This window comes from Cupriavidus sp. C1SS-2L, assembly GCF_057073735.1.
This window is the reverse complement of record NZ_CP172708.1, coordinates 2,182,254-2,194,911: the sequence shown is the minus strand read 5'-3', so window position 1 is coordinate 2,194,911 and position 12,658 is coordinate 2,182,254. Positions and strand designations below refer to the sequence as shown.

The 12,658-nt window shown below is 64.0% G+C and carries 13 protein-coding genes; all 13 read left to right on the top strand.

Features of this window, described 5'->3' with window-relative positions:
* Positions 1-29 precede the first annotated feature (29 nt).
* The 13 genes from ACIGJG_RS10175 to aceA all read left to right on the top strand — a co-directional run bounded on the left by ACIGJG_RS10175 (position 30) and on the right by aceA (position 12,421).
* Positions 30-245, top strand: a complete 216-nt coding sequence (locus ACIGJG_RS10175; RefSeq protein WP_011298135.1) for a TOBE domain-containing protein — start codon at positions 30-32, stop codon at positions 243-245.
* 86 nt (positions 246-331) lie between these two features.
* Positions 332-1,174 (top strand): EAL domain-containing protein, encoded by an 843-nt coding sequence (locus tag ACIGJG_RS10170; RefSeq protein ID WP_483672295.1) that lies wholly within the window; start codon positions 332-334, stop codon positions 1,172-1,174.
* Complete coding sequence (locus tag ACIGJG_RS10165; RefSeq protein WP_483672294.1) at positions 1,171-1,830, top strand: RBBP9/YdeN family alpha/beta hydrolase; 660 nt, start codon at positions 1,171-1,173, stop codon at positions 1,828-1,830. The genes ACIGJG_RS10170 and ACIGJG_RS10165 overlap by 4 nt, the downstream gene beginning before the upstream one ends.
* Positions 1,831-1,969: 139 nt before the next feature.
* A complete protein-coding gene (gene cysT, locus ACIGJG_RS10160; RefSeq protein WP_011298132.1) occupies positions 1,970-2,926 on the top strand; it encodes a sulfate ABC transporter permease subunit CysT in 957 nt (318 codons plus the stop codon).
* A gap of 1 nt (position 2,927) precedes the next feature.
* Positions 2,928-3,851, top strand: coding sequence for a sulfate ABC transporter permease subunit CysW (gene cysW, locus ACIGJG_RS10155; RefSeq protein WP_483672293.1), 924 nt, complete (start codon positions 2,928-2,930; stop codon positions 3,849-3,851).
* Positions 3,848-4,984 carry a sulfate/molybdate ABC transporter ATP-binding protein gene (locus ACIGJG_RS10150; RefSeq protein WP_483672292.1) on the top strand — a complete coding sequence of 379 codons (1,137 nt, stop codon included), beginning with the start codon at positions 3,848-3,850 and terminating at the stop codon, positions 4,982-4,984. Before cysW ends, ACIGJG_RS10150 begins: the two co-directional genes overlap by 4 nt.
* Complete coding sequence (locus tag ACIGJG_RS10145) at positions 4,981-5,928, top strand: CysB family HTH-type transcriptional regulator (protein ID WP_220630747.1); 948 nt, start codon at positions 4,981-4,983, stop codon at positions 5,926-5,928. The genes ACIGJG_RS10150 and ACIGJG_RS10145 overlap by 4 nt, the downstream gene beginning before the upstream one ends.
* A gap of 349 nt (positions 5,929-6,277) precedes the next feature.
* Positions 6,278-7,447 carry a sensor histidine kinase gene (locus ACIGJG_RS10140; protein ID WP_011298128.1) on the top strand — a complete coding sequence of 390 codons (1,170 nt, stop codon included), beginning with the start codon at positions 6,278-6,280 and terminating at the stop codon, positions 7,445-7,447.
* Positions 7,448-7,495: 48 nt separating this feature from the next.
* Positions 7,496-8,317, top strand: coding sequence for a LytR/AlgR family response regulator transcription factor (locus tag ACIGJG_RS10135; RefSeq protein ID WP_011298127.1), 822 nt, complete (start codon positions 7,496-7,498; stop codon positions 8,315-8,317).
* 148 nt (positions 8,318-8,465) lie between these two features.
* Complete coding sequence (locus ACIGJG_RS10130) at positions 8,466-9,728, top strand: MFS transporter (protein ID WP_041679636.1); 1,263 nt, start codon at positions 8,466-8,468, stop codon at positions 9,726-9,728.
* A 44-nt stretch (positions 9,729-9,772) separates the two neighbouring features.
* Positions 9,773-10,270, top strand: coding sequence for a ribonuclease E activity regulator RraA (rraA, locus tag ACIGJG_RS10125; protein ID WP_140949700.1), 498 nt, complete (start codon positions 9,773-9,775; stop codon positions 10,268-10,270).
* 1 nt (position 10,271) lies between these two features.
* A complete protein-coding gene (locus ACIGJG_RS10120) occupies positions 10,272-10,688 on the top strand; it encodes a gamma-glutamylcyclotransferase family protein (protein WP_140949702.1) in 417 nt (138 codons plus the stop codon).
* A 437-nt stretch (positions 10,689-11,125) separates the two neighbouring features.
* Positions 11,126-12,421, top strand: a complete 1,296-nt coding sequence (gene aceA, locus ACIGJG_RS10115; RefSeq protein ID WP_483672291.1) for an isocitrate lyase — start codon at positions 11,126-11,128, stop codon at positions 12,419-12,421.
* The last annotated feature ends 237 nt before the right edge of the window (positions 12,422-12,658 follow it).

Here is a 12,658-nt window from a genome sequence, read left to right as displayed (position 1 = left end):
CATACGCCTTCACCAAAGGAGCTTCTATCATGAGCATTCAGGCGATCAACGTACGCAACCAGTTCCGCGGCAAGGTTGCCGCCATCATCGAAGGCCCGGTGGTTTCCGAAGTGGACGTGGAAACGCCAGCCGGCATCGTCACCTCGGTCATCACCACGCGCTCGATCCGCGACCTCGGCCTCACGCTGGGCAGCGAAGTCGTTGCGCTGGTCAAGGCCACCGAAGTGTCCATTGCCAAGCTGTAAAGTGCCGCGGGCTGTGTACGCACGGCCTGCAGCTTGACTGTCCAATAGGAACAAAGGCGCCGGGAGGCGCGAAAGGAAACACAGGCATGGCCATCGCAGGCGCGAACGCACCCGAAGCCACGTGGGGCGCCCTGGAGCGCTATCTTGAAACGCTGCCGCGGCAGCCGCTGGCCGACCGCCAGCTTTGGCGCGACGCGCGTGGCCAGGTGCAGGGCCAGTTCTTCAACTGTTCGCTCACGAGCGCATTCGAGCCGCTGGTGACGCTGGCCGACCGCGAGGTCGTTGCACACGAAGGGGCGATCCACACGTATGCAGAGGACGGTGTCGGCCTTGCCGCCTGGAAGCTGTTTGCAATGGCCGCCGATGACGCTACGCTGGTGTCGCTGGACCGTCTGTCGCGCCTCGTGCATGCCATCAATTACTTTGCCGCGGACGGCGCCCACAAGCTGGTGCTCAATGTGCACAACCGCCTGCTGGCGGCAGTGGCCGATGACCATGGCTCCGCATTCCGGCGCGCGCTGCAGTCGCTGGGCCTGCCCGTCGATCGCTTCGTGATCCAGGTGCCCGCCAGCGCCAATGACGACTTGCCGCTGCTGCTGCATGTAGTGGGCAACTATCGCCGCAATGGCTTTGCCGTGAGCCTGCAGGCGTCCGATCCGGCCGAGGCCGGCGCGTTGATGGCGCACGCCTTGCCCGACTGGCTCAAACTGGATATGCGCCGTACATGGACCGACCGCCAGCTTGCCGGGCTGGGCGCGAGCGCGGCCAACGCCGGCGTCACGCTGATTGGCCGGCGGCTGCAGGACGCATCGAGCGTGGAGCGCCTGCAGGCGGCAGGTATCGGGCTGGGGCAGGGCGCGTTTGCGGGCGGGCTGATGACGCCTGCGTCGCTGCGGTCTGCACGGACATTGAGCGAGGAGGTGGCATGACGGAGATTAGCAAGCCGGTTCCGCGCCTGGAAATCCCCAGGCACCTGCAAGTGCTCACGGTGCCGGGCCTGCACGGCAGCGGTCCGGGGCACTGGCAAAGCCGCTGGGAGCAGCGCTTCCCCGGCTGGCAGCGCATCGAGCAGCATGACTGGTCGCGTCCGAGCCTGCCGTTGTGGGCGGAACGCGTGTCAGAAGGCGTCATGCGCGCGCAACGCGTGGCATCGCGCGGCGCGGTGCTGGTCGCGCACAGCTTCGGGTGTCTGGCCACGCTGCGGCAGGCAGCGCTCGATCCGGCGGGCATCGCCGGCGCGCTGCTGGTGGCGCCCGCGGATCCAGACAAATTCGCTGTCGCGCATCTGTTGCCCGCTTACAGGCTGCCATTCCCAACCATTCTGATTGCGAGCCGCAACGATCCGTGGATGCCGCAACGCACGGCCTTCAGCTGGGGGACGCTTTGGGGCAGCGAGCTGATCGATGCGGGCAGCCTCGGTCACATCAATGCAGATTCCGGCCTGGGTGAGTGGGGCGAAGGTCTGGGTTTGCTTGGCACGCTTGTGCAGCGGATCAACTTCGCAGGTAGCGCCGAAGCCACAGGTGACCAGACAGCTCCTTGGGAAGCTGGCGTGGAAGTCACTTCTACGGTCCCATATATCTAAATCGTCTAAGAAAATTCGCAAAGATTCGTTCTGTTTATAAGGCGGCATCTGCAGAATTTGTCTCGTAGGGCCGGTGCTTTATGCGCCGGTTTCATAAGGACCCGCGCCACGTCGCGGGGCCGATCACCAACGAGACGACATGCCACCGACCATTTCCCTGGCGGACACGCCCCCACCGGCCGCCCCCGATTCGCGTGCCAGCCGCAGCGCGCCGGGCCGTAACAGCCGCCAGCGCTTTACGGTATTGCCAGGCTTTGGCCTGTCCCTCGGTTTCACGATTTTCTATCTCACGCTGATCGTGCTCGTCCCGCTGTCGGCCACGTTCCTGAAGACGTTCACGATGACGTGGGAGGCCTTTTGGACGACGGTGACGGCGCCACGCGTGGTCGCCTCGTATCAACTGAGCTTTGGTGCTTCGCTGATCGCCGCCATCATCAATACGGTCTTCGGGCTGGTGGTCGCGTGGGTGCTGGTGCGCTACCGCTTTCCGGGCAAGCGCCTGATCGATGCGCTGGTGGACCTGCCGTTCGCGCTGCCCACGGCCGTGGCTGGTATTGCGCTGACGGCATTGTTCGCGGGCAATGGCTGGATTGGCCGCTATCTGGAGCCGCTAGGCATCAAGGTGGCCTTCACCCCGCTGGGCGTGGTGGTGGCGCTGACTTTCATTGGCCTGCCGTTCGTCGTACGCACGGTGCAGCCGGTGCTCGAAGACGTCGAGCAGGAGCTCGAAGAAGCCGCGGCCAGCCTCGGTGCCACGCGTCTGCAGACCTTTATCCGCGTGATCCTGCCCGCCATCCTGCCCGCGCTGCTGACCGGCTTTGCGCTGTCGTTTGCACGGGCCACCGGCGAGTACGGCTCAGTGGTGTTCATCTCCGGCAACATGCCAATGGTCTCGGAAATTGCGCCGCTGATGATCTATTCGAAGCTCGAGCAATACGACTACGCCGGCGCCACCGCCGTGGCCGTGGTGATGCTGGTGATTTCCTTCGGGCTGCTGCTCGTGATCAACCTGCTGCAGGCCTGGACGCGCCGCCACCAGTCGGGCGCGCATAGCGGCCTGGCACTCGAAGCGCCCGCCACGGACAAGGAGCACTGACATGGCCGGCGCAGTTTCGGGCCGCCTTGGGCGGCAGGGTGGGGCCCACCACAAGTTCGACGCCACCGGCGAAGCCGTATGGGTGCGCTTCACGCTGATCACCGTGGCGGTGTTGTTCCTTACGCTGTTCCTGTTCGTGCCGCTCGCATCGGTCTTCTACGAGGCGCTGCGCAAGGGCGTAGAGACTTACTGGGAAGCGCTGATCGAGCCGGACGCGCTGTCTGCAATCGAGCTCACGCTGACGGTGGCCGCGATTGCCGTGCCGCTGAACTTGGTGTTCGGCGTGGCTGCAGCATGGGCCATCGCCAAGTTCGAGTTCCCGGGCAAGAGCCTGCTGACCACGCTGATCGACCTGCCGTTCTCGGTGTCGCCGGTGATCTCGGGCCTGGTCTATGTGCTGATGTTCGGCGCGCAGGGCTGGTTTGGTCCGTGGCTGGAGGCGCATGACATCAAGATCATGTTTGCGGTGCCCGGCATCGTGCTGGCCACGATCTTCGTAACCTTCCCGTTCGTGGCGCGCGAGCTGATTCCGTTGATGCAGGCGCAGGGCAGTGAGGAGGAAGAAGCCGCCATCGTGCTGGGTGCGTCGGGCTGGCAGACCTTCTGGCACATCACGCTGCCGAATATCCGCTGGGGCCTGCTGTACGGCGTGATTCTGTGTAACGCCCGTGCGATGGGCGAGTTCGGCGCGGTATCGGTCGTATCGGGCCATATTCGTGGCCTGACCAACACCATGCCGCTGCACGTGGAGATCCTCTACAACGAGTACAACTTCGCTGCGGCATTCGCGGTCGCATCGCTGCTGACGCTGCTGGCCCTGGTCACGCTGGGCATCAAGACGCTGGTCGAACTGCGCGCCCGCAAGGAAAACGAAGACGCTGCCACGGAACGTCCGCTGGCTGCATTGCAAGGACAGGCATCATGAGCATTCAGGTCAAGAACGTAGAGAAGCGCTTTGGCGATTTTGTCGCGCTGGACAACGTCTCGCTGGACTTCGAAGAGGGCGAGCTGACCGCGCTGCTGGGGCCGTCGGGCTGCGGCAAGACCACGCTGCTGCGCATCATCGCGGGCCTGGAGCGCGCCGATGCGGGCCAGATCGTGCTGGCCGGGCGCGATGCCTCGGAGCAGCATGTGCGCCAGCGCCAGGTTGGCTTCGTGTTCCAGCACTATGCGTTGTTCAAGCACATGAGCGTGTTCGAGAACGTGGCGTTCGGCCTGCGCGTGAAGCCGCGCAACGAGCGCCCGAGCGAAGCGAAGATCCGCGAGAAGGTGAAGTCGCTACTGGAACTCGTCCAGCTCGACTGGCTGGCCGACCGCTATCCCGCGCAGCTTTCGGGTGGCCAGCGCCAGCGTATTGCGCTGGCCCGCGCGCTTGCCGTGGAGCCGCGCGTGCTGCTGCTCGACGAGCCGTTCGGCGCGCTCGATGCCAAGGTGCGCAAGGAACTGCGCCGCTGGCTGCGCCGCCTGCACGACGAACTGCACGTAACCAGCGTATTTGTCACGCACGACCAGGAAGAAGCGCTTGAAGTAGCCGACCAGGTGGTGTTGATGAATCGCGGCCACGTCGAACAGTTCGGCTTGCCGGAAGCGGTCTACAACCATCCGGCCACGCCATTCGTGTTCGGCTTCCTCGGCAATGTCAACCTGTTCCATGGCCGCCTGGAAGTGGGAGAGAGCGGTGGCCTGCTGCATACCGGCGAAGCGGTGCTGCCCGTGGTGGGCAGCGGCCATGAGACGGCCGGTGACGCGGTGGCCTATGTGCGGCCGCACGATCTCGATCTCGAACGCTATGCGCCGGGCACTGACGGTATCGCCGTCACGCTGCGCCGCGCGCTGACGCTCGGCCCCGTGGCTCAGCTCGAACTTGAGCGCGAAGACAACCAGGACGTCATCGAAGTGGCGCTGCCGCTTGAACGCTTCCGCCACGCGGGCTTCCGCGAAGGCGAACTGCTGGCGGTGCGTCCGCGCCAGCTGCGTGTCTTCACCCAGCACACACAACAACAATCGAACGCGCGCGCCAACGGCGCGACGTCAAGCCGGCAAGGGGCAGTGCGATGAATTTTCAGCAACTCCGATCGATCCGCGAGGCGGTACGCCGCCAGTTCAACCTGACCGAAGTCGCCAACGCGCTGTACACCTCGCAGCCGGGCGTGTCGCGCCAGATCCGCGAACTCGAAGAAGAACTCGGCGTGGAGATTTTCGAGCGCTATGGCAAGCGCCTGACCGGGCTGACCGAGCCGGGCCGCGAGATCGTGCGCATTGTCGAGCGCCTGCTGCTCGAGGCCGAGAACCTGCGCCAGGCCGGCGACGAATTTGCGGGCCGCCATACCGGCCGCCTGACGGTGGCCACGACGCACACGCAGGCACGCTATGCGTTGCCGAAGGTGGTGCAGTCGTTCCGTCGCGAGTATCCGCACGTCACGCTCGCGCTGCAGGAGGCGTCGCCCACGCACATCGTCGAACTGCTGCTGACGGGGCAGGCCGACATCGGCATCGCGACCGAGGCGCTTGCCACCGAGGCCGGGCTGACCTCGTTTGACGCCTACACATGGCAGCACGTGCTGGTGGTCTCGCCCGATCATCCGCTGACGCTCGTGCCGGAGCCGACGCTGGAAGACCTGGCCGGTTTCCCCCTGATCACGTATGACGCCGGCTTCACCGGCCGCCGCAAGATCGATGGTGCCTTTGCCGAGGCCGGCCTGCAGCCCGAAATCGTGCTGACGGCGCTGGATGCGGACGTCATCAAGACCTATGCCGAGCTCGAACTTGGCGTCGGCATCATTGCCTCGATGGCCTACGACGACCGCAAGGATTCGGGCCTGGTGCGGATTTCCGCCGACCATCTGTTCGACTCCAACACCACGAGCGTCGCAGTGCGCCGTGGCTCATACCTGCGCGGCTATGCGCACGCCTTCATCAACATGTTCGCGCCGCACCTGTCACGCGATACGGTCTCCAGCGCGCTGGGCGAAAGCGACACGCGGCAGGCCCTGGCCGCGTGATTGCGCGCCGGCTACCCGGCCGGCCTTGCCTCGCTGCCCCATCCGGGCAGCCCCATCTGTGCAGGCAGCGGCGCATGCCGCTGTCCATCCCGTCCCGGCGCGGTTCGCGCCGCGCGCCCGCCGTTCGTCGCACGATACTTTTCTTTCCGGCCCAAGGCATCGTAAAGTGCCTGCACGTGCGGGAGACGTCGACTGAGAAGCGACTCTCCGTTCCATGCTGCAGCGCAACAGAGACTGCGCGCGATGCCATTGACAAGTGAGAGAGACATGAGAACGGGTGGCTCAGGCGGGGCAGGAACCGTATGCTTGCGGATCACCGCACATTGCGTAAGGCATAGGGCACGCTAACATGAACGCCATGGAACGCTGTATCTCTGCTGCCATCCCGTCCCGGCTGACAATCCTTGGGCGTGACCTGCTCTTTGTGCTTTGCATGAACACGGTGATCGCGGTCAGCCTGAACTACGGCTTCCAGACCGGAGGCACGCTGTGGCACAACTTTGTCTACAGCCACCTGATCGGCATATCGATCTGGATGCTGATCGATATTCCGCGCGTGATGATTTGGTGGAACGATCGCCCGCGCCGCTGGCCGTTCCTGTTCCTGGCCGCGGCAGCCGTGCCTATGGGCGTGGTGCTGGGCAGCTGGGCCACGCGCGAAGTACTGAACCTGCCGCCAAAACTGTCCGCTGAAACCGGCGATATGCTGCGCATGTGCCTGGTGGTGGGCATGCTGGCGTCCGCCAGCATGATCTATTTCTACTGGTCACGCGAAAAGCTGGCTTATCTAGAACGCCAGGCCGCGCTGGACGCCCTCCAGCGCGAAGAAGCCGAGAAGCAACTCGTGCGCGCTCAGCTGATGGCACTCCAGGCACAGATCGAACCGCATTTCCTGTTCAACTCGCTGGCCAATCTCGACGGACTCATTGCCACCGACCCGCGCGCGGCACGCAAGCTGCTGCAACGGCTGATCGGTTTCCTGCGCACCTCGCTGTCGCATACGCGGGCCGAGCAATGCACGCTGCGTCAGGAGTTCGAGTTGCTGCGCAGCTATCTCGATATCCAGGGCATGCGCTTCGGCACGCGCCTTGGCTACGACTTCGACCTGCCTGCCGAGCTGGCCGGTGTGGAGATTCCGCCGATGCTGATCCAGCCGCTCGTGGAGAATGCGGTCACGCATGGCATCGAGCCGTGCATGCGCGGTGGCCACATTACGCTGTCGGCGCGCGCGGCTGGCGAAGACGCGGTACAGGTCATCATCGCCGATACCGGCGTCGGCTTCGGCCATGGATCGGGCAAGGGCTCTGGCCTCGGCCTGACGCACGTGCGCGAACGGCTCGCGCGCATCTTTGGCGCGGCGGCCAGCATGCAGATGGAAGAAAACACGCCGCGCGGCGTGGTCGTGCGTCTGACGCTGCCGATGACCCGCCATACCGAAGTGCCAATGCCGGCGCCGGCTGCTCCTCCCGTGCCGGCCACGCCTGCCGGTGCTACACCGGCCATGCCTCGCCTCGGATGATCTGAAACGCCCTGCCTGCTGACATCGATCACGCCCCTGATCCCTGCCATGACTCCGACCCTGCTGATTGCCGATGATGAACCCCTGCTGGCCCGCGTGCTGGAATCCGAGCTGAGCGCGCTGTGGCCGGAAGCCAGCGTGGTCAGCGTGGTGCACGATGGCGTCGCTGCGCTGGAAGCCGCACGGCAACAACAGCCGACCGTGGTGTTCCTCGACATCCGCATGCCCGGTATGAGCGGCATGGACGTGGCCCGCGAACTGGTCGAGTTCGATGACCCGCCGCTTGTGGTATTCGTGACGGCCTACGACCAGTTCGCGCTGGAGGCGTTCGAACGCGCCGCCGTGGACTACGTGCTCAAGCCCGTGCAGCACGAGCGGCTGGAGGCAACGGTTTCGCGGCTGAAGGCGCGGCTGGCGGCGGCACAGGCCGATGCGGAGCCGAGCACCGCCCAAATCGACAACGACCGGCTGGCTCAACTGCTTAACCGGCTGGATGCGCTGGAGAATCCAACAGCCGCCCGTGCCGCGACAGGGCAGCAGGGCAGTTACCTGCGCTTCATCAAGGCGCTGGTCGGACAGGAGGTCCGCATCATCCCGGTCGATGAGGTGATTTACCTGGAAGCGACCGACAAGTACGTCAACGTCGTGTCTACCGGTGGCGAGGCGTTGATCCGCACCAGCCTGCGCGAACTGGCGCAGCAGTTGGATCCCGAGCGCTTCTGGCAGATCCACCGCGGTACCGTGGTCAATATCACATGCGTCGCCAGCGCTGTCCCGCAGTCGCTCGGCCGCGTGTCGCTGCGCCTGCGAGATCGGCCGGAATCGCTGCCCGTGGCCCGGCAGTACGCCTACCTGTTCAAGCAGATGTAGTTGGCTCCGGCGTTGCGGCGGCGGCTGCACCGGGACGCAGTCGCTTGCGGTTTTCCACTATGATGCGAGCTTCGGTGCGCGTTTTTGCATGCCCTCGCTTGCAGGGCTGCGGCGCGCGTGCCTGGCTCCATCCCGCGAATCCGCCGCCATGACTACCGCCGCTTTCGATCCCAGCCGCAATACGCTCCGCCATGATGCCCAGGTGATCGGGCTGGTAGGGCTGGCGCACGGGGTTTCCCACTTCTATCACCTGTTGCTCGCGCCGCTGTTCCCATGGATCAAGGCGGAGTTCGGGCTGAGCTATGCCGAGCTCGGGCTGCTGATGACGGTCTTCTTTGCTGTGTCGGCAGTGGTGCAGACGGCGTCAGGCTTCGTGGTGGATCGCATAGGCGCCCGGCCGGTGCTGTTTGGCGGTCTGGCCTTCCTGGGTGCGGCGGCCTTGCTGCTGTCGACGAGCACCGGCTATGCGATGCTGCTGTTCGGCGCCGGCGTGGCGGGACTAGGCAACGGCGTGTTCCATCCGGCCGATTTCACGCTGCTGAACAAGCATGTGTCGCAGCCCCGGCTAGGCCATGCGTTCTCGGTGCACGGCATCTCGGGCAACCTGGGCTGGGCGGCCGCACCGGTATTCCTGGTAACCATTGCCAACCTGGCGACATGGCGCGTGGCGCTGGCCGCTGCTTCGGTGGTGGCCTTCAGCGTGCTGGCGGTGTTGCTGGTGCTGCGCCATGTGCTCGACCCGCGCGAACTGGGCAGTGCGGTCGGCCGTCCCAAGGCCGCGCAGTCCGGCGCCGGCGGCAGCCTGCTGGGTTTCCTGAAACTGCCGCAGGTCTGGGTATGCTGGGCCTTCTTCCTGCTGACCACGTTCTCGGCCGCCGGCATCCAGAGCTTCGCACCGACGGCGCTGACGCAGCTCTACGGCATTCCGTTTACGCTCGCGACGGCGTCCTACACCATCTACATGCTCTGCAGCGCGGGCGGCATGGTGGTCGGCGGGTTTGCCGCGACACGCACGAGCAACCATGACAGGCTGATCGCGCTGAGCTTCACGGTATCGGGCCTGATGGCCGTGCTGGTGGGCCTGAATGTTGCACCGGGCCTGTTGGTGCCGGTGCTGCTGGGCGTGGTCGGCTTTGGCGCGGGCACGGCGGGTCCGTCGCGCGACCTGCTCGTGCGTGCTGCGGCCCCGGCCGGGGCTACCGGGCGCGTGTACGGGGTGGTGTATTCGGGCCTGGATATCGGCCTGGCGAGCGGCCCGCTGTTCTTCGGTGCGCTGATGGACGCGCACCTGCCCAACTGGGTGTTCTTCATGATCGGCGGCTTCCAGCTGGTGTCGATCCTGACCGCCGTGACGGTCGGCAACGGCAACCGTTCGCGCCGCGATGCTGGTTCGCAGGCAACGGCGGCGTAGCGCTGACCAGGCGGTACCGAAATTCTTCCTTGCAGGAGTGTTAGATGAAGCATGTCACCACCGATCTTTGCGATGCCAACGAGCCGCGTCTGGCTGACGGCACGCTGCGCGTCATGGCTCCGGTGTTCCGCGCGTTCGGCAAGCAGCAGGCCTTTGCCGGCCCGGCTGCGACGCTGAAGATCTTTGAAGACAACTCGCTCGTGCGCGAGGCGCTGGAATCGCCGGGGCGGGGCCGTGTGCTCGTAGTCGATGGCGGCGGCTCGCTGCGCTGCGCGCTGGTCGGGGGCAACCTCGGTCTGCTGGCCGAGAAGAACGGCTGGGTCGGCATCATCGTCAATGGCTGCGTGCGCGACACGGGCGAGCTGGATGTCTGCGACATCGGCATCCGCGCGCTCGCCGCGCATCCGCAGAAGAGCCAGAAGCGCGGTGCTGGCGAGCGCGACGTGGCAGTGCAGATGCCCGGTGCCGTGGTACGCCCCGGCAACTGGATCTACGTGGATGCCGATGGCGTACTGGTGTCCGAAGAAAAGCTTGGTGCCTGATATGCCAAAGGTTTTTGTCTACGGCACGTTGCGCGCCGGCGAGGTCAACGATCTGAACACTGCTGCACACCGGCACGGCATCGCCGCCCCTACGCTGCTCGGCACGGGGACCATTGCCGGGCGGCTCTATGACTTCGGCACCTATCCGGGGCTGGTGCTCGATTCGACGGCCAGTCCGGCGGTGGGCGATATCTACGACGTGCCTGAGGCGCTGTTGCCGGTCCTCGACGAGATCGAGGAAGTCTATCCGGGCCAGGCCTCGCTCTTTGTCCGGGAAGAACAGGCCGTCCTTCATCAGGGCCAGCCGGTGGATTGCCTGTTGTATCCGGTGGCCGATGCAGCCGTCACGGGACTACCGTGCATCAACAGTGGCGACTGGGTGGCTTACCGCAAGGCGCGAGATACCGCTGCAGCGTGATACTCGCTTCTGCTTCTATCCGTCCAAAACGGCGCCCATCCAAGGCGCCGTTTTTCATTGTGCGTTCGATAGGAAGCACCGCCACATGTGCCCGACAGTATTGACAATCCAATCGGCCTTTTTCTGCTCATATTCCACAATGTGGAAAGATATTTTGAGCCGCAAAATTAGAGGGTTGCAGAGCACAACGAGATTTCTCATGATGGAATATTGTGTCCCGCATCGTGAAATAAACCTGGTAAGCCTTTGATATCCATAGATAAAAAAACTAAGTAGTAGCTGCATTCAAGGCTTGTTGCGACGCGGGACGTTTCCCTACACTCTTATATAAGACAAATGACCTGAGACGTAAAAGACGCGTCACCGTCGACAAGAGCGGACAGGTCAGGCATCACAGGTTTCCTTGCCATCCCCCGTTTGTCGACAGGAGAGTGAACATGAACCGCGAACAACAAATCCAGGCTCTGCAAAAGGATTGGGATACCAATCCACGCTGGAAGGGCATCAAGCGCAACTTCACGGCTGAAGACATAGTGCGCCTGCGCGGTTCGGTCCAGGTGGAGCACACGCTGGCACGCCGCGGTTCCGAGAAACTGTGGAACTTGCTGCATACAGAGCCGTTCGTGAACTCGCTGGGCGCACTGACCGGCAATCAGGCCCTGCAGCAAGTCAAGGCCGGCCTGAAGGCCATTTACCTGTCGGGCTGGCAAATCGCTGGCGATGCCAATCTCGCCGGCGAGATGTACCCGGACCAGTCGCTGTATCCGGCCAACTCGGTGCCGCAGGTCGTCAAGCGCATCAACAACACGTTCCAGCGCGCCGACCAGATCCAGTGGAGCGAGGGCTCGGGCGACACCGATTTCTTCGCCCCGATCGTGGCTGACGCAGAAGCCGGCTTCGGCGGTGTGCTGAACGCGTTTGAACTGATGAAGTCGATGATCGAAGCGGGCGCAGCCGGCGTGCACTTCGAAGACCAGCTCGCTTCGGTGAAGAAGTGCGGGCACATGGGTGGCAAGGTACTGGTCCCGACTCGGGAAGCCGTGGCCAAGCTGACCGCGGCGCGTCTGGCTGCCGACGTGTCGGGCGTTCCGACATTGGTGATTGCTCGTACCGATGCCGAAGCTGCTGACCTGCTTACCTCGGACGTAGACGACAACGACAAGCCGTTCTGCACTGGCGAGCGCACTGTGGAAGGCTTCTATCGCGTCCGCAACGGCCTGGAGCAGTCGATCTCGCGGGCCCTGGCCTACGCTGAAGTTGCTGATCTGGTGTGGTGCGAAACCGGCAAGCCGGACCTCGAGTTCGCCAAGAAGTTTGCCGAAGCCGTGCACGCCAAGTTCCCGGGCAAGATGCTGGCCTACAACTGCTCGCCGTCGTTCAACTGGAAGAAGAACCTCGACGACGCGACCATCGCCAGGTTCCAAAGGGAGTTGGGCGCGATGGGCTACAAGTTCCAGTTCATCACACTGGCCGGTTTCCACTCGCTGAACTACTCGATGTTTAACCTGGCCTACGGCTACGCCCGCAACCAGATGAGCGCGTTCGTGGAACTGCAGGAAGCCGAGTTCAAGGCAGCCGAGAAAGGCTTCACCGCCGTGAAGCACCAGCGCGAAGTCGGCACCGGCTATTTCGACGCCGTGACACAGGCGATCGAAGGCGGCCAGTCATCGACAACCGCATTGAAGGGATCTACCGAAGACGAGCAGTTCTTCGAAGACAAGAAAGTGGCCTGACTCTCCTGGCCACCGTTTGCTGAAACATAGATCGGGGGGAACCGAGCAGTCTCTAGGTTCAGCAGACCAGGGGGAGCGTGCGACCATCACGCTCCTCTTTTTCAGGCACCGCGCCGTTTCTCTCTCAGGAGGCGGCGCGGTTTTTTTTGTCTGCTCGGCAGGGCAACTCAAATGTAATTAATTGTCATAATTGGTGGCTATCGCGCATCAACTGTCCCGCTGCGGCATAAAAGTGGA

Coding starts and splice junctions, on each gene's coding strand:
- ACIGJG_RS10145 (WP_220630747.1), top strand. CDS start 4,981: ATGAATTTTCAGCAACTCCGATCGATCCGCGAGGCGGTACGCCGCCAG.
- cysW (WP_483672293.1), top strand. CDS start 2,928: ATGGCCGGCGCAGTTTCGGGCCGCCTTGGGCGGCAGGGTGGGGCCCAC.
- rraA (WP_140949700.1), top strand. CDS start 9,773: ATGAAGCATGTCACCACCGATCTTTGCGATGCCAACGAGCCGCGTCTG.
- ACIGJG_RS10135 (WP_011298127.1), top strand. CDS start 7,496: ATGACTCCGACCCTGCTGATTGCCGATGATGAACCCCTGCTGGCCCGC.
- ACIGJG_RS10175 (WP_011298135.1), top strand. CDS start 30: ATGAGCATTCAGGCGATCAACGTACGCAACCAGTTCCGCGGCAAGGTT.
- cysT (WP_011298132.1), top strand. CDS start 1,970: ATGCCACCGACCATTTCCCTGGCGGACACGCCCCCACCGGCCGCCCCC.
- ACIGJG_RS10170 (WP_483672295.1), top strand. CDS start 332: ATGGCCATCGCAGGCGCGAACGCACCCGAAGCCACGTGGGGCGCCCTG.
- aceA (WP_483672291.1), top strand. CDS start 11,126: ATGAACCGCGAACAACAAATCCAGGCTCTGCAAAAGGATTGGGATACC.
- ACIGJG_RS10140 (WP_011298128.1), top strand. CDS start 6,278: ATGAACGCCATGGAACGCTGTATCTCTGCTGCCATCCCGTCCCGGCTG.
- ACIGJG_RS10120 (WP_140949702.1), top strand. CDS start 10,272: ATGCCAAAGGTTTTTGTCTACGGCACGTTGCGCGCCGGCGAGGTCAAC.
- ACIGJG_RS10165 (WP_483672294.1), top strand. CDS start 1,171: ATGACGGAGATTAGCAAGCCGGTTCCGCGCCTGGAAATCCCCAGGCAC.
- ACIGJG_RS10130 (WP_041679636.1), top strand. CDS start 8,466: ATGACTACCGCCGCTTTCGATCCCAGCCGCAATACGCTCCGCCATGAT.
- ACIGJG_RS10150 (WP_483672292.1), top strand. CDS start 3,848: ATGAGCATTCAGGTCAAGAACGTAGAGAAGCGCTTTGGCGATTTTGTC.